A 23,339-nucleotide genomic window follows, 5' to 3' on the forward strand; every position below is an offset into this window, starting at 1 on the left:
AAAGCAGACATGTCAACGGTTCTTGCCCGTCAGGACAGGCTCAAGATCGCCTCGTTGCTTTCCCCCGCCTATATCTGGCTGACAGTGGCAATTTTTCTGCCGCTGTCGGCGATGCTCTATTTCAGCTTTCTGTCGGATGTGCCGTTTGGAGATGCCGAATGGCGTTACACGACGGACAACTATCAGGCGTTCTTTCAAACCTCGACCTATGCAACGCTGCTGTGGAAATCCATCAAGCTCGGCGTGACGGTGACCGCGGTTTCGGTGCTTGTAGGTTTTCCCTGCGCTTATGTGTTGGCCAAGGTGATCAAGGGAAAATCGCGTGAGGCACTGTTTCTGCTGGTTATCCTACCCTTCTGGTCAAATTCACTGGTTCGTATCTTTTCATGGGCGATCGTGCTGCGCGGGAACGGAGTGCTCGATCTGGGCCTGAATGCAATTCTGCCTTTTGAGGTGGATGTGAATCTGATGTTTTCGACTCCGGCCATCGTGATCGGGCTGGTTCATTCCTACCTGCCTTATGTGATCCTGACGTCGTATCTGGCGCTGCAGGCGATCGACGACAGCTTGATTGATGCCGCCCGCTCAATGGGTGCTAACAAGTTGACCATCCTGTGGCGCCTCATTCTCCCTCTTTCGCTGCCAGGCCTGTTGGCGGGCGCCGTGCTGATATTTGTGCCCGTAGTCGGGTCATTCATGGAACCCCGCATCCTAGGCGGACGCGTTGGCACATATTTTGGCACCGTCATCGAGGACCAATTCGTTGCTGTCTTCAACTGGCCATTGGGAGCCGCATTGTCATTTATCCTGCTGGCAGTTGTGTTGCTGATCCTGGCAACCGCCAGCCCGGTTCTGCGGAGGGCTCATACATGAAGGGGACTTATCTCGCCTGGATCGGAAAAGCCTGGCTTGGGTTGATCCTGTTCTTTCTTTACGCGCCGATCATCGTCATGGCGTTCATGTCATTCAACGCCTCGCAATATTATCAGCTGCCATTTGAGTTCTCGCTGACTTGGTACGAAAAGCTCAGCCAGAATACCGAGATCCTGAATGCTGCGACCCGGTCGGTTCTTATCGCGCTGGCCACGACTGTGATTGCCACAACACTGGGGACAGCCGCATCTTTGGCGCTTTTCAGGTTCGAGTTTCGCGGAAAGCGATTTCTGCAGGTCATGCTGTTCCCGCCGATCGCAATCCCCTGGCTCATTACCGGCACGGCAATGTTGATCTTTTTCTACGGCGTCGGATTGGGGCGTGGCACACCGTCTGTTCTGATTGGCCATGTCGCTCTCGCTCTGCCTTATGTAATCGTGGTGGTAAGCGCTCGGCTGGCGACTTTTGACGTGACCTTGGAAGAGGCTGCCCGATCCATGGGCGCAGACAGCTGGACCGTGACCAGACGCGTGACCCTGCCATGGATCGCCTCGGGTATCATCGCGGGTGCCCTGTTCGCCTTCGCGGTCAGCTTTGATCAGTTCGTCGTCTCGTATTTCCTGTCCGAACCCGGTGACAGTACTTTGCCGGTGCTGATCTACACGTCGATCCGCAAGGGTTTCACGCCGGAAATCAACGCAATCTCGACAATCATAATCGTCATCTCGATGGCCGTGATGCTGTTTGCAGCCCGGTTCTCAAATTTCGGAGGAGAGCGCTGATGGCCGAAGTCTCTGTCCAGAACGTCACTAAATCCTTTGGATCGCTCAAGGCGCTGAACGATGTCACCATGGATTTCCCGAACGGCGGGTTCTTTGCCCTGCTCGGCCCGTCCGGCAGTGGCAAGACAACGTTGCTTCGCGCGATCGCGGGATTCATCTTTGCGGATAGCGGCTCGATCTATATCGGCGACCAATCTGTCGAGAACATTCCGGTCGAAAAGCGCGATATCGGGATGATGTTTCAGAACTATGCCCTGTTTCCCAACATGACGGTGGCGGACAATGTGGGCTTTGGTCTGCGCGTGCGTAAAGTAGGCGCCGCAGAAGAGCGTCGCCGTGTGGGTGAGGCGTTAGAGCTCGTTCAGCTTGGCCAGTTAGGCGACCGAAAACCGCACCAGCTTTCCGGCGGGCAGCGACAGCGCGTGGCATTGGCGCGGGCAATCGTGACCAATCCCAAAGTGCTGTTGCTGGACGAACCTCTGTCAGCGCTGGACAAGTCGTTGCGTGTGGACATGCAGATCGAACTAAAGCGCATCCAGCGCGAGATTGGGATTACTACGATCTTTGTAACCCACGATCAGGAGGAGGCTCTGACCTTGTCCGACAAGATCGGCATCCTCAAACAGGGCACTATGATTCAAGCCGGCCCACCAAGGGAGGTGTACAATAACCCCGTCGATATCTTCACAGCCGAGTTTCTGGGTGAAGCAAACATTCTGACCGCTCAAGGCGGCACAGCGCTGAGCTCTGCCGGGGCGGATATCAAGCTGCCAAGCGGGGCGACAGAGCAGTCTACTCTCGCTGTCCGGCCCGAGAACATGAGCATTTCAACCTCGGAACCCGGCGGGGATGCGATTTCCAAGATCCCCGCAACACTGGTCCGGCGCATCTTTGCTGGTGCAATGGCGACCTGTGTTTTGGAAAACGGCGGAAACACATTCAAGGTGATCGCGCGCGATCAGGACATCCCGGACCTACCAGAAGGCGGCGAAATCTGGCTGAGCTGGAAACCGGAACACACAATGGTTGTTCCCAACCCATAGTGGATTTCTTTGGTCCCAAGCGGTTCAGTCACAAATTCCCTTGAGTGCACAGCAAGCAGAATAGGTGGCAGCCCTGCTATTTCTGGGCTGCATTTTGCTTTTCGATAGTCACTTTCCCTCTTTCACTTCTGTTAAAGCCGCCTGCATCTTCACAATTCTCGCATCGCGCAAAGCGGCAAGTTCTTCGACTGATGTGTCGTTGTGCGATGCCACCAGACCCTGTGCTAGCAATTCTGCAACCTCAGGGGTGAGTTGGGGTGTTCCAAGATCATCCCACCAACCATTAAACGTGTCGGCGAAATGATCACAAAAGGCTGGAAGACCACCTGATCCGGCACCAAGGCTGAAGAGTGTCGTCGGCCCCATGGCGGCCCATCGTAACCCAGGTCCAGCGGACATGGCCTTGTCGACATCTCCGACGCTGGCGACACCGGTTTGCACCAAGTGAATGGCCTCGCGCCAGACAGCCGCCTGCAATCGGTTGGCGACGTGGCCGGGGACTTCCTTGTTGACGCGGATAGTGACCTTACCGATGTCCTTGTAGAATGCCTCGGCCGTGGACACCGCATCTGCGTCAGTCAGATCGTTGCCCATCACTTCGACCAGCGGGATCAGGTGCGGCGGGTTGAAAGGATGGCCAAGAATAAAGCGACCCGGGTTTTGCCAACCTGCTTGCATCTGGCCAAGTGTCAGACCGGAGGCCGAGCTTGCGATGACAGCATGCGGCGCAATACCCGGTTCGATCTCAGCAAAAATTGCGTGCTTGATCGGCAAGCGTTCGGGGACGTTCTCCTGTACGAAGTCCGCGCCCTCAACCGCTTCGCGCGCCGAACGAACGAAGGTGACCTGATCGGGGGAACCTCGCGTTGTCAGACCCAGTTCATCCATGGATTTCCAGGCTTGGTCGATATAGGCGCGTACGCCGCTTTCCACACCATCGGCGGGATCGTAGACCGTTACAGACCGGCCCGAGGCCAGAAACAGGGCGGTCCAGCTGGCGCCAATAGTGCCCGCGCCCAGAACAGCAGTATGTGAGATTTCTACCATCAGAATAGCCCTGTATTGATAGGTGATGCAGCAGTCATTCCACCGTCAATCGTGAACAACTGCCCTGTGGCGAACCCTGCCTCATCCGACGCCAGCCATACAGCCATGGCGGCAATGTCGGCAGGCTGGCCAAACCGGCGTGTGGCATGCCGGGACAGCGCGTCCTTTCGGGCCGCGTGCGGGTCATCGGACAGATCAAAACCAGCGTCCAACATGCCTGTCTCGATCCAGCCGGGACAGATCGCATTGCAGCGAATTTTTGGGCCATGATCCACCGCGATCGAGCGTGTCAGTCCATGAACAAAGGCCTTTGACGCGTTATAGAGCGCCATGGATGGGTCCGCGACCTTGCCGGAAATCGACCCGATATTGATGATCGAACCGCCCTGCGGCATGACCGGAATAAACGCCCGACACATATTGAAAACGCCCCGACAATTGGCCCCTATGACCAGATCCCAATCGGCGTCGGTACTTTCGACGACAGTCTTTTCAACCTGCACGCCAGCATTGTTGACCAGAATATCCGTACCATCCGTTGTCCACGCTAAATCTGCCACGGCAGAGGCATCGGATACATCAAGAGTATACCAAATAACCTCATCCGGCAGATCCTCTGGCCGGGCACCACGACCGCAAGTCGTGACAGCTGCTCCTTCTTTAGCGAACGCCTTAACAATCCCGCGCCCGATGCCTTGGCGGCCACCGGTGACCAATGCTCTTTTCCCAGCCAACCGCATCAGTGTGCCACCATGACGTGACGGATCGAAGTATAGGCATCCAGCGCATAGACACTCATGTCACAGCCGGTTCCGGACCCTTTCATCGCAGCCCATGGCATTTCCGGGGTCCCTACCCCATGGGTGTTGACCCAGGTAAAGCCGTAACGCAGTCGGCCGGTCATCTCCATTGCGCGACCGACATTTGCGGTCCAGACCGAAGAGGCCAGTCCATAACGACCAGAATTGGCAATGCGCAAAGCGTCTTCGGCGTCACTGAAACGAGAGACTGAGACGACGGGGCCGAAAACTTCATGAGTGGCCACCTCAGCATCGTTGTCGACATTGGCCAAAACGGTCGGCTGGTAGAAGTAACCCGCACCGTCGCCTGAAGCGCCGCCGGTTACGACCTCGCAACTGGTACGGGCGCGGTCCACGAAGCCCGCCACGCGGTCACGCTGGCAGGCTGAGATCACCGGGCCCATTTCCGTGCCTTCAGCTTTTTGCCTGCCGATCTTGATTTGGCTGACCTGAGCCGCAATTGCCGCGACCAGCTTGTCATAGGCACCGTCTTGTACCAGCACGCGGCAAGGCTGAGCACAGTCCTGACCGGCGTTGAAAAAACTGCCAAACCTGATCGTTTCGGCAACGGCCTCAATATCTGCATCGTCAAAGACGATCACCGGGGCCTTGCCACCCAATTCCAGATGTACATGCCGGATCTGATTACCTGCAGCCCGCATCGCCGCCATGCCGGTGGCCGGGCTGCCGGTTACGGTAATCGCCTCCATCTCGGGGCTGTTGATCAATTGATCTCCGATAGTCGGACCGGCGCCATGTATCACATTCATAACACCTTTAGGCAGAATATCGTTCAAAAGCTCAGCGGCTCGCAACGTGGATAACGGCGTGAGTTCCGAGGGTTTCAGGACAACGGTGCAACCTGCGGCAATGGGCGCGGCCAGCTTCCAGGCGGCCATCATAAGCGGATAATTCCAGGGTGCGATGGCCGCGACTGGCCCAACCGGATCGCGGCGGATCATACTGGTATGGCCCGCCACATACTCACCTGCGGCAGAACCAGACATCGTTCGCGCCGCCCCGGCGAAGAACCGGAATGTGTCGATGATCAGTGGCATCTCATCGTCACGAGCCGAGGGCCAGGGTTTGCCAGCGTTCATACTTTCGAGCTCGGCCAGTTCATCCTGATTTTCTTCAAGGCAATCCGCGATAGCCAGCAACAGCGCGGACCGTTCCGCCGGGGTGCTGCGCGAGAAGCTCTCAAAGGCTGCTTCGGACGAACGCACTGCGGCCTCGACTTGTTCTGGGCTGGCTTCTCGTATCCGGGCAATCTCTGCCTCGGTGGCTGGGTCGACGATGGGCAGTTCGGCACCGTCGCCCGCAACCATCTCGCCATTGATCAGCATGTTTGTCTGCATGTTTCCCCCTTCAGAAGGCAACCTGATCGCCACCCTTAAGCCCAAGGCGTGCACGGGCCTCGGCAGGGGTGGCGACGGTAAGGCCGAGATTTTCGACGATGTCGCGGATTTTCCGGACCTGCTGAGCGCTGGATACGGCCTTTTCCCCGGGTCCGATGTACAAGCTGTCCTCCATCCCGACGCGGACATTGCCACCCAGCAATGCGCTTTGGGTCGTAAATGGCATCTGAAAGCGACCAGCGGCCAGAACCGACCACTCATACTCATCCCCGAACAGCTTGTTGGCGATGGTGTGCATGTGCATCAAGTTGTCGAGATCGGCGCCAACACCGCCCAGAATACCAAACACCATCTGCACAAAAATCGGACCGTCGATCCAACCCTGATCGCGAATCCACGCGAGGTTGTAGAGATGGCCGAGGTCATAGCATTCGAATTCAAATCGGGTGCCGTGGCCCTGCCCCAGTTCCTTTATGCAGTATTCGATATCCGCGAAGGTATTTCGGAAAATGAAATCGCGGGTCATGTCCAGAAACTCGGGCTCCCACGCGTGTTTCCAGTTCGAATACTTATCCTTCATCGGGAAAATGCCGAAATTCATCGATCCGATATTCATGCTTGCCATCTCGGGCGAAGCTTTCACGGCGGCGCGCAGGCGTTCTTCGCGGGTCATGCCCAGACCACCACCGGTCGAGACATTCATGACCGCGTCCGTGGCCTGTTTGATCCGTGGCAGGAAGTCCATGAATAGGTCGGGATTTGGATCGGGCTTTCCGGTTTCCGGGTCGCGCGCATGAAGGTGGATAATCGAAGCGCCTGCCTCAGCTGCTTCGATTGATGCGGCTGCAATCTCGCTAGGCGTGATCGGCAGATGCTCGGACATGGTGGGCGTGTGAATCCCCCCGGTCGGAGCGCAGGTGATGATGACAGACTTCTGCTTTGGCATGGCGCGATCCTCAGAGCTTCATCTGCTGCACCTGGGCTGACAGCCCGCCATCCAGCACCCACAATTGACCCGAGGCGTAGCGCGCCTCGTCCGAGGCCAGCCAGTTAACCAGATTGGCAATGTCCTCGGGTGTGCCATAGGTGCGCATCGGGTGAACATCGCGCACCGCTTGTTGCAGCTGATCAATAGTTTTCCCGCCAGCGCCGGAACCATCACCGGTGAAGAAACTTTGCAGCATTGGCGTATCGATATAGCCCGGACAAATGGCGTTGACGCGAATGCCTTCAGGACCGTGGTCACAAGCCATCGCGCGGGTCAACGCGTGGACGGCCCCTTTGGTGGCGCAATAGGCTGCGAGGCCCGGATCAGCGATGAACCCGTCATAGGAACCGAAGTTGATAATGCTGGCACTGGTCCCTGACTGGGCCGCTTTGCGCATCAGCGGCAGCGCGTATTTCGAAGTCAGAAACGTGCCGGTGCAGTTTACAGCAAAGCTGCGGTTCCATTCTTCCAGCGAGGTGTCCTCGATGGTTTTTTCAATCTCGATCCCTGCGGCGTTGACCAGAATATCCAGCTTACCAGTATAGGATTTGACCCGCTCCATCGCCGCGACTGCGTCGGTCTCTTGCGTGACGTCCAGTTTGACAAAGACGCTGCCATCCTCGTCATGTTCAGACAGCGAGCCCTGCGGGGTAAGATCGGCGGCATAAACATGGGCACCTTCGCGGAGGAAGCGCGCGACGATTGCACGCCCAATGCCACCGCGCCCACCAGTCACCAAAGCGGTTTTGCCTTCAAGTTTTCCTGTCATCGGGGGTCCTCGGGTTTAAACGATAGTGTTCGGCGGCCACGGTCCAGTCCATGTGGTTGCGCACATATTGCTGGCTGGCGTCAGACGGCGGGTTGTAGTCCCAATGCTCTCCGGCCCCCGCCTCCATCGCAGCATGCAGCGCGCGCCGGGATTTCTGAGTGGCGATGATATTGCGACGCAGTTCTTCGCTGTCCCATCGCTCGGTCACTTCTGCAGCGAAAGCTGCGGCAGCACCCCGATAAGCGGGTTCTTTAGCTATATTTTTCGTTTCCAGCGGGTCCTGGGCCAGATCAAAAAGCTGAGGCGGGTCGGCATCACAATGAATGTATTTCAAAGGTCCGCGCCGGATCATGAAAACGGGATAGGGCGTCATCTCGGCACAGTATTCGCCGATCGCTTCGTCCACCGGGTCGGCTTCGCCACGCGCAAGGGGCATCAGGGAACGGCCATCCACCGGTTCGCCCAAAGTCGCTGCACTGCCACCAGCAATGTCGATGAAGGTTGGCAACAGGTCCAGAAGCGAGCACGCATTTCCGGCTACGCCATGGGAAACACCCGCGCCCGCCATAATCAGCGGTACACGGGCAGAGTGTTCGAAGAAGTTCATCTTGTACCACAACCCACGCTCACCCAGCATATCGCCATGATCTGCTGTCACGATGATTATGGTGTTGTCGCTTTCACCGATATCTTCGATGGCTTTGACAATTGCACCGACCTTGCTGTCAAAATAGCTGACATTCGCCAGATAGGCACGGCGGGCGCGGCGCACCTCTTCCTCGGACAGGGGCACCACGCTGGCTTCGATCCCATCCATCACCCGGCGCGAAAACGGATCCTGCTCATCCAGCGCAGGCACAAATTCGGGCATGGGAATCTCATCGTCATCATAGAGATCCCACCATTCGGGTTTGGCGACGTAGGGATCATGCGGATGGATAAAGCTGGCCACCATGCAAAAGGGTGTATCCTCCCCTGCCGCGCGTTCACGTCCCCGGTCAATCAGCCAGCGACGCGCAGCAAAACCGACCTCGTCATCGTAATCGGTCTGGAAAGTAGCGACAGCGACACCGCTTTCCTTGACTGTCTGCATGTTGTGATACCACTTATCAATGCGCTCGTCCGGAGCCTCCCAATCAGGAGTCCAGGAGAAATCGGCAGGGTAGATGTCGGTCGTGACACGATCTTGAAATCCGTGTTTCTGGTCAGGACCCACGAAGTGCATCTTACCGGACAGGCAGGTGCGATATCCCAACGCCTTGAGATAATGCGCAAAGGTCGGGACCGAAGCGCGGAATTCGCTTGCGTTGTCATAGGTGGCGATGCGGCTGATCAACTGGCCCGACATGAAGGCAAACCTAGACGGTGCGCAAAGCGGCGAATTGCAATAAGCCGCATCAAATCGCATTCCCCGCGCCGCCAGCGCGTCGATATGGGGCGTCTTGGCGATCGGGTGGCCGTAGGCTCCGGTCCAATGTGGGGCCAGCTGATCTGCCATGATGACAACGATGTTGGGCCGCGTCATCTGACGGCCCCGGCATAGGCCTCCAGAACCAAACCATGAAAGTGGTGAACTGCGTGTTCGGATTTTCCCGATCCGGTCGGGTCATTGACAATGCGTCCTTGGGTGAAGGCGGGCGTGCTCATACCACGTTGAACGCTTTCGACAAGGCTGATGTCCTCGACCTGCAGGACTTCATCCAGATACCGGATGGCATCCAGTTCGCCTTCATCGGGTTCGGGCGTTTCAAGGAAAAAGTCGTATGTCTCCAATGTCCGATCCGGGCCTACGGGAATGATGTTCAGGACAATCATGCTGGACCGTCCGGGATACCGCATCAGGCAGGTTGTCGGCCACAGCCACCAGACCGCATGGGTGCGCACGGTCGCGTTGGAAACATCATAGGCGGTATTTGCAGACTTCCCCGCATCCGCCATGTGGCTGGAATAGATACCGTGTGTGGTGACCTTATAAGTATCCATATCCACCAGATCGCAAAAATCTTTGTGCGCGGTGGGGCAGTGATAGCACTCCAGAAAATTGTCGACGACATTCTTCCAGTTCGACTTGATGTCATAGGTCAGGCGGTGACCAAAAGTGAGTTGGTCTATGTCAGGTGCCCAATGGCGGATTTCAGTTTCCAGATTGCCTGACTGCTCTTTCAGCGATGCCGCGGTCGGGTCCAGATTGACGTAAACAAAACCAGCGAATTCTTCGACCTGAACTTGATCGAGACAGATCTCACCGGTGCTGAAATTCTCAAGATGTTCAGTTTCCGGCGCACGTACCAGCTGACCGTCCAACTTATAGATCCAAGCATGATAGGGGCACATGATGCGGGTCGTACTGCCCTCCCCTTTCAGCAACTCGTGTGCACGATGTTTGCAGACGTTGTAAAACGCCCTCAGAACACCCTCACGATCCCGAACCACCGCAATAGGTTGCCCAGCTATTTCGATGGTCACAAACGACCCGGATTCCCGCAATTTCTCAACGTGGCAAACCCACTGCCAGGACTTTGCTATGATTTCACGCTGATCGGCAGCAAACCACTCTTGCTTTACATAAGCGTCGGCTTTCAGAGATTGCGAATTGCCCGCATCCGCCGAATAGCCCTCAGCGATGGTCGCGAACTGAGCCTGGGTCGGTAGGTCTGTCATTTTGGACACTCCTTTGCCTGCCGGTTTGCAAAGGTATGATCTGCCAAAAACCACAATGGTGCGGGCAGTCTAATCGCCATAGACTAAACTTTATTCGCCATCCCTTACACCCACAGCCGGACGGTACATCGGCCAGGCCCGAAACTCGAACGGTACCCTGCCCTCGATCCGATCCTGACTTGGAGGCAGACCAAAGCGTTGCTTGTAAGCACGTGCAAAATGGACCTGGCTTGGAAAACCGCAGGCCTGCGCAACTTCGGAGATGGGAAGCTCAGTCTGTGTGACCAACCCCCTCGACCGGTCCAACCGGATATCCCGGTAATACAATTGCGGACTGGTCTTCACATACTCCTGAAACAGGCGATTCAACTGACGTTGAGAAACCCCAGCAAGCTTGCACAGCTCGGGAATGGCAATCAGCGTTTCCAAGTGCTGTTCCATGATCACGATCGCTTTCCGGACCTTGGGCGGCGCCGTGTTTCCCAGAGGTTCCAGTTGGCTGTCGGTCTGATGTGCGCCCAGCCCACGAAGATTGGGATAGAACAGATATTTTGCGCAATCGTTTGTCAGTGCATCGCCGACAATCCCGTGCAGCAGAAACAGTGCAAATTCGCCGGTTGCAGTCCCGCCACAACAAGTACCGATATTGCCTTCATGCAGGAACAAATCCTCACACACTTCGGTCTCTGGATATTTCTCACCGAAAGCATCTATATGCTCGTAATGGACGGTGGCACGTCGCCCCCGCAAGAGACCTGCTTCGGCCAGGATGAAGGCCGCGGTATCGATCCCTGCAACATAGCTGCCAGTCCGTGCGTATTTGCGTATCGCAGAAAGCAGGGGCTCACTGGTGAAAGCTTCGGGCGTCCAACTGCTGGACGCAACGACTATGTCTGGTCGTGATTGCCTAATGGAATCCAGCGGCCTGACCGCAACTTCCACCCCGTTGCTGGCTTGGCAATACGTGCCGGTTTCACACGCTACACACCACTGAAAAAGCTGTTTTCCAGCCAGGTAGTTTGCAGCCCTGAACGGGTCCAAAAACGCCATTGTCGCCGCAAGATTGAAATGCGGCGTGACCAGAACCAGAATCTCGGTCAATTCGTTTTTCTTCAACATGGCCACGACGCAGCGGTCTCTAAGAAATAAGGATACAGCTTTAGAAGATCATTCCCGGCATAGAAACGCCAGCCTTCACCGAGCGTGGATACTGCGGAAAGCTTGCCGCTCATTGCGAAACCGTCTTTGAACCCGATCTTGGACTTTTGGCTTTGTCTTGTATCGGTCAACATCAATCAGGTCAGACCCGGTATTTCAGCAGCTTACTGCGAAAACACCTTCCCAATTGAGGTCCGAGTTTAATCACCATGAACAATTCGTTTCGTGACTGACTATGATGCCGCGCCCCGCCAACAAGTATTCAAACTCGCACACTTTCGGTACGAAACGACGTTAGGCTTAAACGGCGTATAAAATCACTGATCGCAGAGAACAGTATCCATTCAAGTGGGCTTTCGAAACACGTTTGCTCATGACGAGTTGTCTTACCTACGGGTTCATAGTGTCACCACCTCGTCGAAACCGACCCATCGCTACATCAAACCAAAGGTCAACCAAAGCCGAGCTTCGACACTCAAAAACCCCTTGAAGGCTAATTGGGCAGGCATTGACCCAGTTTGCGTGATGCCAAGAGATCGACTAACGCCCGAAATCTCCCTGCAGCAGCAGCCTATGCATTTGACAGGGTGTCGGCTGTTCTTCGGCCTCCTTCAGCATTGTTCAGAAATTGCGACAGTTTCCAGTAGTTTTATTGGTTTACAATATGCCTGCCACCTTTGTGCGCATTATTCGCACATTTTGTTCGTTACATTAGAAACTTGACTCTCTCATCATTACATGTGATAAGTATCCCTTATCATGTATAATTGATTTCACCAGAAAATTGGCACAGAATGGCGGTCATGAAGCCTCCTGTCCCATATCTACCAGCCGCTACCCCTGCCCTAACGCTCGTCGATCAGGAGGCACTGAGTGACCTGTATGTCCGAGGAACCCCGGAAAACACTTTGCGGGCCTACGAACGTGATCTGGTCTACATCACAGCATGGAAATCTGCCCGATTTGGTGCCGCACTGGCCTGGCCGGAATCCGAGGCCACAGCGCTCGCTTTCATTCTCGATCACGCACGCGATCTCAGCAGCGCATCTGAGGCTGACATCGCCCGGCAAACAGCGGACATGCTGATTGCGCAGGGACTGCGCCGCAGCCTCGCCTGCCCAGCCCCATCAACACTGGACCGGCGCATCGCGTCCTGGCTGGCATTCCACCGGATGAAGAACCTGACCAGCCCTTTTGATGCGCCCCAGGTCAAACAGGCGCGCGCCAAGGCGCGCCGGGCTATGGCCCGTCCCCCTGCCCCGAAATCTGCCCATCCTATCACGCGTGGCATTCTCGAGCAGCTTCTGGCCACCTGCCGCGGCAGCCGTCGGGATTGCCGTGACCGGGCTTTGCTGATGCTGGGCTGGGCCTCGGGTGGGCGACGACGTTCCGAGATTGCCGGATTGCGCCGCGAGGATGTCAATCTGAAGGATTTCAACAAGGCCGGGCTGATCTGGCTTTCGCTGCTGGAAACCAAAACCACCCAGAAAGGTGAGACACCCCGATTGGTGCTCAAGGGGCGTGCCGCACAGGCGCTGGTCCATTGGATTGAGGTTGGCGAGATTCGCGATGGGCCGCTGTTCCGCCCTGTCTCCAAAGCGGATCGCGTACTCAAGCGCCGCCTTTCACCCGATGCGATCTATCAGATTGTCCGGCACCGGCTGAAACTGGCGGGCCTGCCCGAAGACTATGCCTCACCGCACGGGCTGCGCTCCGGCTTCCTGACACAGGCGGCGCTGGACGGTGCGCCGATTCAGGCCGCAATGCGCCTCTCCCTGCATCGCTCGCTCGCTCAGGCCCAGAAATACTACGATGACGTCGATATTGCCGAGAACCCGGCGACGGATCTGCTGGGATAGTTTGCAAACAAAATGGCGCCGGAACTCTCTCCGGCGCCATTGCTGAAATTCAAGCCAAATATCATTTTCTTACCCGTGGGTAAGATCATCCTCTTCCCAGAGATCCGCAATAAGTGTTGAGATGGCCTGTTCCAACCGGGCCCTGTCGACCCGTGTGAAATCGAGGTCATACCGCAGATCAATACGCCCGCTTGATGCCGAACACTTCGCGATCCCTGCCCGTCCGGACACCTGAAACGTTGTCTTGGCTCGACGTGGTTTGCTGTTGTTCTTCGTTGCATTCTTGGTCGGCTCGGCAGCTTCTGTGTTTAAAAAGCTGCGTAAAATGGCAACCTCACGGCTACTGTCCCGGTCAGGTTCACTCATCAACGCAGAGCTCACCTGCCCGATAAGGCCGGGATCTGTATCAAACTTGCGCTTCAGTTCCACACCGACATTGCGCGGAATGTCGTTGGGATGCATCAGCACTTTCTCCAGCAAGGAAAGAAGACTAGCGAAAGCCCGAATATAGCTGCGTTTGGTGTAGCTCGCCGACTTGAACAGGATCGACACAGCCTTATCGACATCCACACAATCGTTGTTCGGATCATCTGCAAATGCCCGCGCAAGTGCACCCATTTCAGCGAAGGAGATATCCTTGCGGATCAGATTTTCATCCACCATACGGCGATAGCTGTCGTTCAGCTCTGACGCTTCGGCGATACCTGCAGGGATTTTGGCATAGGCTTCATCACCGGTTTCCTCGTACAGGGCGCGATATGCCGAGAGGCGCCGCATTCCTTGAATCAGGTCAAATCGTCCATCGGGTCGACGTTCTACGCGGATGGGGTTGGACAGGCCAATCTCCTGGATTGAAAGTTTGAGCTCATCCAGTTCGGGATCAGGGCCGGGTTTGCGATCGCGCGTCAGCTTTTCAGTCATCACATCGGATAATGCGATGTGCTCAGTCACAAGACCTTCGGAACGTAAACGGACAAGCTCATGCGCCAGTCGATCATTCTCGGACCGAATTGCATCTTCTGTAGATTGCTGGTCCCGCAACGCATCCGCATTTTCGGAAATCGCAGCGGCCATTGGACCGCGACGTTTTTCGAGCACTTTGTCAGGAACCTTGCCAACCGGTATATCCTCGACAGCCGGCATATCGATATCAAACATTCTGCGTTTACGGCTCATGCGTCATCCTCCAGCTTGTCCCAGGCCGACAACATTACGCCCCGGAATTCTTCATATACATTGTCAAAGGTCGATCGTGCGCGACGCCAGGTCTCTCGCGTCATTTCGCGGTAGTCCATTTCATAGACCGAGCTCAGGAAGCGGCCTGACTGCTCAACTGCACGGGTCATCTCGACAGGGTGCTCGGCAACGTGTTCGCCGAAAACCTTGCGGAACGCATCGAACATGGCAAGGTGCAGAGCGTTTCCGGGTTCGTAACGCGTCAACAGGAAGCGCAGTTCACAGAATGTCTTGGGCAGACCAATCTTACCCGTGGGTAAGGTCTTGTCGAAACCATAGGCAAGGTCTTCGAGCGCCTCAGCCAATTGACCAATGAAAGACGTTGTCGAGTCATACTCCCAATATCCTGGGCCGGACGGCACATAGAGCATGTCAGCCGCGAAGACCGCATTCATCGACTGATACCCAATGGCCGGAGGGCAATCGAACAGGATCAGGTCATAGGCATCGTCGGGAATCTGATCGAGATATCGGGACACCGCGGCAAAGAACGACCATTCCGGATTCAGATGCCGATACTGCGCAGAGGCAAATTCAACGAAGGCAGCGTTGGCGCAGGAGGGGATGACATCGATGGTCGACCATGAGCTTTGTTTAATAAAGTCTGCGATGCGCAGGTCACCAAGACCCATGTCGGTGATCGAGGGCGGCAACTCGCGGCGGGGCAGGGCGGTTCCGGATTCAGCGGCCGCCGGGCGGTTGTTCATCCGCTCGGTCTCGCGGATCAGGTCCCGCGCCATGATGCCCCAGACGGTGAAGTCCTCGGCCACATCCGTTAGGCCCATGGAATGGCTCAGCGTCGCCTGAGGGTCGAAATCTACCACCAGCACGCGATACCCATCCAGAGCGGCGGCATGCGCCAGATGCAACGCGACGGTCGATTTGCCGGCACCACCCTTGAAGTTCGCGACTGCCGCACGGATAGCCCGCTTTCCTACAGGACGTGGCGGCATCAGGGATCTGCGATTGACCTTGAGCCGTCGACGCAGCTCATTGACCTCCTCAAGGCTGAACCAACGTTGCCGGCCGTCTGGCTCCACCTCTCCACCGGGCAGAGAAGGGTCAGCGGCCAGCTTGCCGCGAAAGGTTGACTGGTTCACCCGAAATATCAGCTCGGAAACTTCCCAGCTGGAAAACCGGCGCAGCGTCTTCTCCATCTCGGGGCTGAAAGTTTGCTGGCGAATCCAACCCTGCAACTTGAGGGATTGATTGCGCAATGCATTAAGGTCTTCGTGCGTGTACATGCCTCAGCTCTCTTTTTATTGGACGTAAATTTTTGCCTATTCGCTTTTTACGCTTGGTTTGCGTTTTTGGCAAAAGAAATTATCATGAAATCCCAATCTTACCCGCGGGTAAGAAATTAAGGGGTTTTCGACGCCCGGCCGATTCGGAGAGGAAACATCCCTGCGTTCACCCATCGCTTGGCTTAGTGCACAAGATTTAGGGGGACAGATTGGGGAGCTCCGCCCGATTTAGGGGGACAAACCTCTCAAATAGGGGGACACGCAAGATGTCCCCCATCACCAATACTTCACCAATCTATTTATATTTTTAGTCGGAATGGGGCTCTGAATTGCATCAATTTCAGAGGGCTCTTGACAGAATCGTCACATTGGACGCTAATCAGGGCAACATTACGAAAAGCGTTGGGAAACGGCGCTAACGATGCGGACTAACCCGCACGAGGCAGATCGAGACGGTGAGGACCCGGATGCAGCTTTCAAAGCCGGTTGGCCGAAATGCGCCAGCTCTCAAGTATGATATTTTATCGGCTTTGGCTGTCCATGCCTTATCCGGAGACAAGCATCGTCAGCGCAGCATTCTGCGAATCGTGAGCCTGATCACCACGCGATACAACTGGCGTAACAATGAGTTGTCGATCGGGCGGGAAGAAATTGCTCGCCTTTGGTCTGTCGATGAGCGCACAGTCAAAAGAGAAATGGCCAAGCTACGTGGTTTGGGCTGGATAGCGGTTAAGCGCCCGGCTGTTCGCGGACGCGTTGCCGTTTACGAGCTGGACCTCAAACAGATCATGCTGGATACGTCTACGGTTTGGCCTGTCATTGGCACAGACTTTGCAGAACGAATGGGACATCAGCCGGAAGTCGAACCATCGAACATAGTTCCATTCGCGGTTAAGCCACCCCTGGCTCAGACAGACGGTGACGATGTCTGGAGCGCCGTTCAGGCGGCCCTGCATGGGCGCGACCCTGAACTCTGGTCAAGCTGGTTTCAGCACCTTACTGAGGTCGAGAGGGCAGGGGGCGTCGCAACCCTGATGGCGCCATCTCGTTTCATGGCAGACTACATCGCCCAAAAGTGGAGTGGTCGAATTCTGGCCGCTTACGGGCGCACAGATCCTTCGATCAGATCCATTCGGGTTGAAGCTGCCGAATAGCTAAGTTTGCCTTACGTCGCTCGCCGGACAAGCATTCATCGCTTACCCGGCAAACATATTCGTCGATCAAGCTGATCTGTCGTCTGAATCGCGTTTGTTCAGCAGGCTAAGCGCGCCAAATGTCACCAGCGCACCCGAAAGCAGATACAGTCCTGCAGCCCACAGGCCGAATACTGCAGTCAGCCCGATTCCCACAAGGGGCGCAAAGGCTGCTCCGAAAATCCAGGACAGGTTTGTCGCCATAGCGGAACCGGAATAGCGGTATTTCTTCGGAAAGCGCTTTGGCACGATGGCGCTTGCTTGACCGTATGACAGGCCCAGCACGAGGAAGCCGAACAGGATGTAGGCGTACGGATAATGGGCCAATGTTCCGATCATCAGGCTGAGCAGGACGATAAGAACCGTGCTGATTTTGATCACTGTGCGCCGGTTGTACATGTCCGCCAGAATGCCCGATGCAATCACTGTCAGGATCGCCAGCGTACCGCCAATCAACTGCACGGTCAGAACCTCGGTGATCTCGAACCGCTCATAGATGGCTGCGAATGCAAGCGGGAACACCGTGACCATGTGGAACAGCGCATAGCTGGCCAGAGGCAGGAAGGCCGAAAGCAGGATGGTTCTGCCCTCGTTCTGAACCAGCTCTTTCAGAGGTGCAGATTCGGTGACTTCCGGCTCAACGCCCAGATCGGCATTCAGCAACCGGACGCGAGCATAGAGGGATACGACATTCACCGCCATTACTGCGAAGAATGCGAACCGCCAGCCCCATTTGATGAACTCTTCTTCTGTCAGAAAACCGTTGAGAACGAAGAATATCGAAGCGGCCACAACGAATCCGATAGGTCCGCCCAGTTGGGGTACCATGGCATAGAGGCCCTTGCGGTTTTTTGGCGCAGCGCTTTGTAGCTGCAGCGTCAATCCGTCCCAGGCGCCACCGAGCCCAAGACCCTGAAGAATGCGCAAAACAGCCAATAAAACAGGCGCAAGCCAGCCGATTTTCTCATATCCCGGCAGCAAACCGATGGCGACAGTGGACGTTCCCAGCAGCAAAAGCGCGAGTGACACCTTGCCGACCCGGCCTATTTTGTACTGCAAGGTTCGACCCAAAAGGCTTGCGACGGGGCGTGCGAGAAATGCGAGAGAAAAGATCGCAAATGACGCCAGCGTACCAGACAGCGGGTCGAGCATCGGAAAAAACAATTGGGGAAATACCAGGGCCGAAGCGATAGCATAGACAAAAAATCCAAAGAAATCAGTTACTCGCGCCATGACGACGGTGGTGATCACCTCGTCAATCGTAGCTGAGTAGCGCGGTGTGTTATCAACGCTGGTCATGATATACTCCTGTCTCGAATGTTCGGGATACCCATCGTTCCCGGAGCACCAAGCCAAAGGTAATTCTGTGGGTCATCATTTGTCGCATTGCACCACGACATAGAAAACAGCACAAGGGGCCTCGCAAGCAGAGGTACGTGAATGTCTCGCCAGCTTAGCAACTCTTCAGTCCAAAACCGATCCAAGAGACGCAAGAAAATGAAGCGCGCATTTCCCGCGGCAGCATTGTTGTCGCTAATCGCACTGGCAGGGTGCGACATGGTTGTCCTCGATCCTTCCGGCGATGTCGCCGTTCAGCAGGCGGACCTGATTTTGTACTCAACGGTCCTGATGCTGATCGTGATCGTTCCGGTCATGGCGTTGACCGTATTCTTCGCATGGAAGTACCGCGAATCGAACAAGGATGCGACGTATGAGCCGGACTGGGATCATTCGACCAGTCTAGAGATCATCATCTGGTCCGTGCCCTTGGCGATCATCATCTGCCTTGCGGGGTTGACCTATGTCGCGACCCACAGGCTGGATCCATTTGAGCCGTTGAGGCGGATTTCAGCGGTTGAAGAGATCGACGAATCTGTCGAACCGATGGTGATTCAGGTTTCGGCAATGGACTGGAAATGGCTGTTCATCTACCCGGAAGAAGGAATTGCAACGGTCAATGAAGTTGTTGCGATCGTGGACCGGCCGATCAAGTTTGAAATCACATCGACCACCGTTATGAATTCGTTCTTCGTACCGGCGCTTGCAGGACAGATCTATGCCATGTCCGGCATGCAGACCGAGTTGAATGCGGTGATCAACGAAGCCGGCATTTATGACGGTTTCTCGGCCAATTACAGCGGCGAAGGTTTTTCGCAGATGCGCTTTAAGTTCCATGGCAAGGATCAGGCAGATTTTGATGCCTGGGTTGAACAGGTGCGCGCGCAGGGAACCGAGTTGGACCGGGAATCGCTTGCCCAGCTTAACCAGCCCAGCATTTCCCACCCTGTGACCTACTACAACACGGTCGAAGACGGATTGTGGGACAAGATCGTCAACCTGTGCATCGAGGATGACACGCTTTGCCTCAATGACATGATGATGGTGGATGCCTTGGGCGGTGGTGGCCTTGAGGGGCTTTGGAACCGCGAAATGTTCCGTGGCATTTGCTCGGCCGATGACCCTGGTGCGCTGATGGCGATGATCCGCCCCGAAATGCGCATCCGCGAAGACGAAATTATCACTGCGATGACGCTGGTTCCTCCGGCGGCCGCGAACTGACCTGAAACGAATAAGAACTGGAAAGATAACGCTATGTCGCTATCTCACGAAGTCGCTGACGGTATCGCCCATGTTTCGGGTGTGGACCAATTCTGGGGCAAGCTGTCTTGGGGCGTGTTTCCCTTCTACGAGCCGATCGTGCTGGTCACGTTCATCGTTGTCATGCTCGGCGGTTTGGCCGTTGTCGGAGCGCTGACCTACTATCGCCTTTGGGGTTATCTCTGGAAGGAATGGTTTACCAGCATCGACCATAAGAAGATCGGGATTATGTACATGGTTCTGGGTCTGATCATGTTGCTGCGTGGCTTTGCGGATGCGCTGCTGATGCGGGGTCATCAGGCCATCGCCGCCAGTGGGGGTGAGGGCTATCTGAACGCGCACCACTACGACCAGATCTTCACCGCCCATGGCGTGATCATGATCTTTTTCGTGGCGATGCCCTTTGTCACTGGCTTCATGAACTACGTTATGCCGCTGCAGATCGGGGCGCGCGATGTGGCCTTTCCGTTCCTGAACAACCTCAGCCTTTGGCTGACCATCTCTGGCGCTGTGCTGATTATGCTGTCGCTGTTTGTGGGTGAGTTCTCGACTGCGGGCTGGCTGGCCTATGCGCCTTTCTCGGGGCTCGAATACAGTCCGAGCGTCGGCATGGACTATTACCTCTGGTCGCTGAACATTGCCGGGATCGGGACAACTCTGTCAGGCATCAACCTTGTGGTGACGATCATCAAGATGCGCGCGCCGGGTATGACACTGATGAAGATGCCGGTCTTTGTCTGGACGACCCTATGCACCAACATTTTGATCGTCGTGACGTTCCCGGTACTGGCCGCAACGTTGGCACTGCTGACGGCGGACCGCTATCTGGGTACCCATTTCTTTACCAATGACCTGGGCGGCAATCCGATGATGTATGTTAACCTCATCTGGATTTGGGGTCACCCTGAGGTCTACATCCTGATCCTGCCGATCTTTGGTATCTTCTCGGAAATCGTGCCGACATTCACCGGAAAGCGGCTGTTTGGCTATACGTCGATGGTTTATGCGACCTGCGTGATCATGGTGCTCAGCTATATCGTCTGGCTGCACCACTTCTTCACCATGGGGGCAGGGGCCAACGTGAACGCCTTCTTTGGCATCACCACGATGATCATCTCGATCCCGACCGGGGCCAAGATCTTCAACTGGCTGTTCACCATGTATAAGGGACGCATCCGGTTCGAGACCCCGATGCTGTGGGTTATGGGCTTTATGCTGACCTTCGTGATCGGCGGTATGACCGGCGTTCTGCTGGCGGTGCCCCCCGCAGACTACGTGCTGCACAACTCGCTGTTCCTTATCGCGCATTTTCACAATGTGATCATTGGTGGCGTTGTGTTCGGCATCTTTGCGGGCATCATCTACTGGTGGCCCAAAGCGTTTGGATTCAAGCTGGAGCCATTCTGGGGTAAGGTCAGCTTCTGGTGTTGGCTGATCGGGTTCTATCTGGCCTTCATGCCGCTTTACGTGCTGGGCCTGATGGGCGTGACCCGCCGTATCAGTCAGTTCGAAACAACCTTCTATTCGGTCTATTTCGTGATTGCTCTGGTTGGCGCGTTGTTTGTCGCTGCAGGTATCGCTGCGTTCCTGGTGCAGATTTATGTCTCGATCCGCAATCGTGATGCGCTGCGCGATGTCACGGGCGATCCGTGGAATGGACGTACGCTGGAATGGTCGACCTCTTCGCCGCCGCCTTACTACAACTTCGCCTTCACGCCGCGTGTCTATGAGCTGGACGCCTTCACTCAGATGAAGCGCGAAGGGTTCGTGCGCCCCACCGATGGGTTCGTTCCTATCCACATGCCGCGCTATACGGCCACGGGCATCGTCATGGCCGGATTCCTGACGGTCATGGGCTTTGCTCTGATCTGGCATATCTGGTGGCTGGCGGCTGTCAGTTTCGCTGCAACACTGGTCTATGGCATCGGCCATACGTTCAACTACGACCGCGACTATTATGTCCCGGCGGATGAAGTGAAGGGTATCGAAGACCAGCGGACACAACTGCTGGCGGGGGCTGCGGAATAATGTCGGATACAAGTACGGATCAGCCGAAAGAGTTCTTCGTCATCGAAGATCCCCATCGCGGGGACGATCACGAAGAGCATCACGAAAACGGAACCATGCTGGGGTTCTGGATCTACCTGATGAGCGACTGCCTGATCTTCGGCATCCTCTTCGCAACCTACGCTGTTCTGGGCCGCAACTATGCGGCCGGTCCGGCCCCTGTCGACCTGTTCGATATCGAGATGATTTTGGTCGCCACCTTTGCGCTGCTCTTCTCGTCGATCACGTACGGGTTCGCTGTTCTGAGGATGGAGATGGATGACCTGCGCGGTACGGTGCTCTGGCTGATCGTCACAGGGCTGTTTGGCGCAGGGTTCCTGTATTTGGAAATCGAAGAGTTCAAGCACCTCTGGCACATCGGCGCGACCCCGATGGCAAGCGCATTCCTGTCGTCGTTCTTCATTCTGGTGGGCACGCATGGCCTACACGTTCTGGGTGGCAGTATCTGGTTGCTCGTGCTTCTGGCTCAGCTGGGTCAGCATGGGCTGACCCATGAAAACAAGCGACGGGTCATGTGCCTGTCCCTTTTCTGGCACTTCCTCGATCTGATCTGGATCGGTGTCTTTTCCTTGGTCTACCTGACGGGGGTCCTGCTATGAGCGATCACGCAAAAGGGGCCGGCGGCACCTTCAAATCCTATGTCATCGGCTTCCTGCTTTCCGTCGTACTGACCCTGATCCCGTTCTGGATCGTACTGGGTGATGTGATGGACAATACGGCCTGGGCTGTTGCGATCATCTTCACGCTGGGCGCGGCACAGATGCTGGTGCACATCCATTACTTTCTGCACGTTACCCTGAAGGCCGAGGAGGGGTGGCAGGCAATGTCGCTTGGCTTGACGGTATTGCTGCTGGTCATTGTCCTCGCGGGGTCGATCTGGGTCATGTTCAATCTGGACGCCAACATGATGCCCGCACATGAACAGATCGAGCGGGTTCGCAACCTGCCATGAGCGATCAAAATACTGCCCGACGGCCCGGATGGGTGACCGTGCTGCTGTTGGGGCTGTCGGCGGCGTTGATCGTTGTCTTTGTTTTGCTGGGCAACTGGCAGATGCGGCGGCTGGCCTGGAAAGTAGAGCTAATCGAAGCTGTTGAAAGCCGTGCCTTTGGTGAACCGGCAGTGCTGCCTGACGCATTCGATCCTGATCAGCATGCTTATTTGCGTGTCTCTGTTGTTGGCCAATTTCCGACGAGTGACGCGATATTGGTCAAGGCGGTTACCGAGTTGGGACCCGGATTCTGGGTCATGTCACCGATGACAACAGACGAGGGGGTGCTGTGGGTCAATCGTGGTTTTGTTTCGTCAGATCAGAAGCAACCCGAGAACTGGGTTGAAACGGATTCCCGCATAACCGGATTGTTGCGCCCGACCGAGCCCGAGGGCACGTTATTGGAGCGCAATGAACCGGGAAATGACCGTTGGGTTTCGCGCGATACGCTGGCGATGTCCAAGGCTCTGGGACTTGGCGATACGCTGCCCTATTTCATCGACGCAGAACATGCAGGTGCGCCTGCGGCATGGCCTCGTGGTGGACTTACCATCGTCAAGTTCAGGAACACGCATCTGTCCTACGCGCTGACCTGGTACGCGATGGCGATCCTTTTTGCCGCTGCTTTGGTCTACGTTATACGCTCGGGCCGGTCCGAGAAGTAGAGCAACC

At 56.0% G+C, this 23,339-nt stretch carries 21 protein-coding genes; 10 read left to right on the forward strand and 11 right to left on the reverse strand.

Annotation, left to right across the window (positions count from 1 at the left end; genetic code table 11):
- The first annotated feature begins 9 nt into the window (after nt 1-9).
- From E1297_RS43265 to E1297_RS43275, 3 genes are read left to right on the forward strand one after another with little or no spacing between them, the layout of a single operon-like run.
- Entirely contained in the window at nt 10-873 is an 864-nt protein-coding gene (locus E1297_RS43265; protein WP_155149406.1) for an ABC transporter permease, read from the forward strand.
- Nucleotides 870-1,655: an ABC transporter permease gene (locus E1297_RS43270; protein ID WP_155149408.1), complete on the forward strand. Its 786-nt coding sequence runs from the start codon at nt 870-872 to the stop codon at nt 1,653-1,655. The genes E1297_RS43265 and E1297_RS43270 overlap by 4 nt, the downstream gene beginning before the upstream one ends.
- Nucleotides 1,655-2,698 (forward strand): ABC transporter ATP-binding protein, encoded by a 1,044-nt coding sequence (locus E1297_RS43275; protein WP_155149411.1) that lies wholly within the window; start codon nt 1,655-1,657, stop codon nt 2,696-2,698. Before E1297_RS43270 ends, E1297_RS43275 begins: the two co-directional genes overlap by 1 nt.
- Before the next feature lie 108 nt (nt 2,699-2,806).
- Here E1297_RS43275 and E1297_RS43280 read toward each other — a convergent pair whose 3' ends face one another.
- From E1297_RS43280 to E1297_RS43315, 8 genes are all read right to left on the reverse strand, one after another.
- Nucleotides 2,807-3,745, reverse strand: coding sequence for a 3-hydroxyacyl-CoA dehydrogenase NAD-binding domain-containing protein (locus E1297_RS43280; RefSeq protein ID WP_155149412.1), 939 nt, complete (start codon nt 3,743-3,745; stop codon nt 2,807-2,809).
- Nucleotides 3,745-4,485 carry an SDR family NAD(P)-dependent oxidoreductase gene (locus E1297_RS43285; RefSeq protein ID WP_155149414.1) on the reverse strand — a complete coding sequence of 247 codons (741 nt, stop codon included), beginning with the start codon at nt 4,483-4,485 and terminating at the stop codon, nt 3,745-3,747. Before E1297_RS43285 ends, E1297_RS43280 begins: the two co-directional genes overlap by 1 nt.
- A complete protein-coding gene (locus tag E1297_RS43290; RefSeq protein ID WP_155149416.1) occupies nt 4,485-5,903 on the reverse strand; it encodes a gamma-aminobutyraldehyde dehydrogenase in 1,419 nt (472 codons plus the stop codon). Before E1297_RS43290 ends, E1297_RS43285 begins: the two co-directional genes overlap by 1 nt.
- Nucleotides 5,904-5,913: 10 nt before the next feature.
- Nucleotides 5,914-6,849 carry a 3-keto-5-aminohexanoate cleavage protein gene (locus E1297_RS43295; RefSeq protein ID WP_155149418.1) on the reverse strand — a complete coding sequence of 312 codons (936 nt, stop codon included), beginning with the start codon at nt 6,847-6,849 and terminating at the stop codon, nt 5,914-5,916.
- 10 nt (nt 6,850-6,859) lie between these two features.
- The gene (locus E1297_RS43300; RefSeq protein WP_155149420.1) at nt 6,860-7,660 is read right to left on the reverse strand and encodes an SDR family NAD(P)-dependent oxidoreductase; all 801 of its coding nucleotides are present in this window, start codon (nt 7,658-7,660) and stop codon (nt 6,860-6,862) included.
- Nucleotides 7,644-9,185 (reverse strand): choline-sulfatase, encoded by a 1,542-nt coding sequence (betC, locus tag E1297_RS43305; RefSeq protein WP_155149422.1) that lies wholly within the window; start codon nt 9,183-9,185, stop codon nt 7,644-7,646. Before betC ends, E1297_RS43300 begins: the two co-directional genes overlap by 17 nt.
- Nucleotides 9,182-10,321, reverse strand: coding sequence for an SRPBCC family protein (locus tag E1297_RS43310; protein WP_155149424.1), 1,140 nt, complete (start codon nt 10,319-10,321; stop codon nt 9,182-9,184). Before E1297_RS43310 ends, betC begins: the two co-directional genes overlap by 4 nt.
- A 90-nt stretch (nt 10,322-10,411) precedes the next feature.
- Entirely contained in the window at nt 10,412-11,440 is a 1,029-nt protein-coding gene (locus tag E1297_RS43315) for a GlxA family transcriptional regulator (RefSeq protein WP_155149426.1), read from the reverse strand.
- Between the two features lie 842 nt (nt 11,441-12,282).
- On the opposite strand from E1297_RS43315, the gene E1297_RS43320 reads away from it, so the two are divergent.
- Nucleotides 12,283-13,338, forward strand: coding sequence for a tyrosine-type recombinase/integrase (locus E1297_RS43320; RefSeq protein ID WP_155149428.1), 1,056 nt, complete (start codon nt 12,283-12,285; stop codon nt 13,336-13,338).
- 69 nt (nt 13,339-13,407) lie between these two features.
- Here E1297_RS43320 and E1297_RS43325 read toward each other — a convergent pair whose 3' ends face one another.
- Together E1297_RS43325 and E1297_RS43330 are read right to left on the reverse strand one after the other, a co-directional pair.
- A complete protein-coding gene (locus tag E1297_RS43325; protein ID WP_155149430.1) occupies nt 13,408-14,514 on the reverse strand; it encodes a ParB N-terminal domain-containing protein in 1,107 nt (368 codons plus the stop codon).
- Nucleotides 14,511-15,818 carry an AAA family ATPase gene (locus E1297_RS43330; protein ID WP_155149432.1) on the reverse strand — a complete coding sequence of 436 codons (1,308 nt, stop codon included), beginning with the start codon at nt 15,816-15,818 and terminating at the stop codon, nt 14,511-14,513. Before E1297_RS43330 ends, E1297_RS43325 begins: the two co-directional genes overlap by 4 nt.
- 467 nt (nt 15,819-16,285) lie before the next feature.
- On the opposite strand from E1297_RS43330, the gene E1297_RS43335 reads away from it, so the two are divergent.
- Nucleotides 16,286-16,972, forward strand: coding sequence for a DnaA N-terminal domain-containing protein (locus tag E1297_RS43335; RefSeq protein WP_155149435.1), 687 nt, complete (start codon nt 16,286-16,288; stop codon nt 16,970-16,972).
- A 66-nt stretch (nt 16,973-17,038) separates the two neighbouring features.
- Here E1297_RS43335 and E1297_RS43340 read toward each other — a convergent pair whose 3' ends face one another.
- Nucleotides 17,039-18,310 (reverse strand): MFS transporter, encoded by a 1,272-nt coding sequence (locus E1297_RS43340; RefSeq protein ID WP_155149437.1) that lies wholly within the window; start codon nt 18,308-18,310, stop codon nt 17,039-17,041.
- 198 nt (nt 18,311-18,508) lie between these two features.
- Between E1297_RS43340 and cyoA the strand changes: the two genes are divergently transcribed.
- The 5 genes from cyoA to E1297_RS43365 are packed head-to-tail and all read left to right on the forward strand — an operon-like array spanning nt 18,509 to nt 23,332.
- Complete coding sequence (cyoA, locus tag E1297_RS43345; protein WP_155149439.1) at nt 18,509-19,570, forward strand: ubiquinol oxidase subunit II; 1,062 nt, start codon at nt 18,509-18,511, stop codon at nt 19,568-19,570.
- A 33-nt stretch (nt 19,571-19,603) separates the two neighbouring features.
- Nucleotides 19,604-21,637, forward strand: coding sequence for a cytochrome o ubiquinol oxidase subunit I (gene cyoB / locus E1297_RS43350; protein WP_155149441.1), 2,034 nt, complete (start codon nt 19,604-19,606; stop codon nt 21,635-21,637).
- Entirely contained in the window at nt 21,637-22,275 is a 639-nt protein-coding gene (gene cyoC / locus E1297_RS43355; protein WP_155149443.1) for a cytochrome o ubiquinol oxidase subunit III, read from the forward strand. The genes cyoB and cyoC overlap by 1 nt, the downstream gene beginning before the upstream one ends.
- Nucleotides 22,272-22,628, forward strand: coding sequence for a cytochrome o ubiquinol oxidase subunit IV (gene cyoD / locus E1297_RS43360; protein WP_155149445.1), 357 nt, complete (start codon nt 22,272-22,274; stop codon nt 22,626-22,628). Before cyoC ends, cyoD begins: the two co-directional genes overlap by 4 nt.
- Nucleotides 22,625-23,332, forward strand: coding sequence for an SURF1 family protein (locus E1297_RS43365; protein ID WP_155149447.1), 708 nt, complete (start codon nt 22,625-22,627; stop codon nt 23,330-23,332). The genes cyoD and E1297_RS43365 overlap by 4 nt, the downstream gene beginning before the upstream one ends.
- The last annotated feature ends 7 nt before the right edge of the window (nt 23,333-23,339 follow it).

This window comes from Roseibium sp. RKSG952 (assembly GCF_009711355.1).

Excerpts from the sequence above, each read along its gene's own strand:
- E1297_RS43265 (WP_155149406.1), top strand. The coding sequence starts at position 10 with ATGTCAACGGTTCTTGCCCGTCAGGACAGGCTCAAGATCGCCTCGTTG.
- E1297_RS43270 (WP_155149408.1), top strand. The coding sequence starts at position 870 with ATGAAGGGGACTTATCTCGCCTGGATCGGAAAAGCCTGGCTTGGGTTG.
- E1297_RS43275 (WP_155149411.1), top strand. The coding sequence starts at position 1,655 with ATGGCCGAAGTCTCTGTCCAGAACGTCACTAAATCCTTTGGATCGCTC.
- E1297_RS43280 (WP_155149412.1), bottom strand. The coding sequence starts at position 3,745 with ATGGTAGAAATCTCACATACTGCTGTTCTGGGCGCGGGCACTATTGGC.
- E1297_RS43285 (WP_155149414.1), bottom strand. The coding sequence starts at position 4,485 with ATGCGGTTGGCTGGGAAAAGAGCATTGGTCACCGGTGGCCGCCAAGGC.
- E1297_RS43290 (WP_155149416.1), bottom strand. The coding sequence starts at position 5,903 with ATGCAGACAAACATGCTGATCAATGGCGAGATGGTTGCGGGCGACGGT.
- E1297_RS43295 (WP_155149418.1), bottom strand. The coding sequence starts at position 6,849 with ATGCCAAAGCAGAAGTCTGTCATCATCACCTGCGCTCCGACCGGGGGG.
- E1297_RS43300 (WP_155149420.1), bottom strand. The coding sequence starts at position 7,660 with ATGACAGGAAAACTTGAAGGCAAAACCGCTTTGGTGACTGGTGGGCGC.
- betC (WP_155149422.1), bottom strand. The coding sequence starts at position 9,185 with ATGACGCGGCCCAACATCGTTGTCATCATGGCAGATCAGCTGGCCCCA.
- E1297_RS43310 (WP_155149424.1), bottom strand. The coding sequence starts at position 10,321 with ATGACAGACCTACCGACCCAGGCTCAGTTCGCGACCATCGCTGAGGGC.
- E1297_RS43315 (WP_155149426.1), bottom strand. The coding sequence starts at position 11,440 with ATGTTGAAGAAAAACGAATTGACCGAGATTCTGGTTCTGGTCACGCCG.
- E1297_RS43320 (WP_155149428.1), top strand. The coding sequence starts at position 12,283 with ATGAAGCCTCCTGTCCCATATCTACCAGCCGCTACCCCTGCCCTAACG.
- E1297_RS43325 (WP_155149430.1), bottom strand. The coding sequence starts at position 14,514 with ATGAGCCGTAAACGCAGAATGTTTGATATCGATATGCCGGCTGTCGAG.
- E1297_RS43330 (WP_155149432.1), bottom strand. The coding sequence starts at position 15,818 with ATGTACACGCACGAAGACCTTAATGCATTGCGCAATCAATCCCTCAAG.
- E1297_RS43335 (WP_155149435.1), top strand. The coding sequence starts at position 16,286 with ATGCAGCTTTCAAAGCCGGTTGGCCGAAATGCGCCAGCTCTCAAGTAT.
- E1297_RS43340 (WP_155149437.1), bottom strand. The coding sequence starts at position 18,310 with ATGACCAGCGTTGATAACACACCGCGCTACTCAGCTACGATTGACGAG.
- cyoA (WP_155149439.1), top strand. The coding sequence starts at position 18,509 with ATGAAGCGCGCATTTCCCGCGGCAGCATTGTTGTCGCTAATCGCACTG.
- cyoB (WP_155149441.1), top strand. The coding sequence starts at position 19,604 with ATGTCGCTATCTCACGAAGTCGCTGACGGTATCGCCCATGTTTCGGGT.
- cyoC (WP_155149443.1), top strand. The coding sequence starts at position 21,637 with ATGTCGGATACAAGTACGGATCAGCCGAAAGAGTTCTTCGTCATCGAA.
- cyoD (WP_155149445.1), top strand. The coding sequence starts at position 22,272 with ATGAGCGATCACGCAAAAGGGGCCGGCGGCACCTTCAAATCCTATGTC.
- E1297_RS43365 (WP_155149447.1), top strand. The coding sequence starts at position 22,625 with ATGAGCGATCAAAATACTGCCCGACGGCCCGGATGGGTGACCGTGCTG.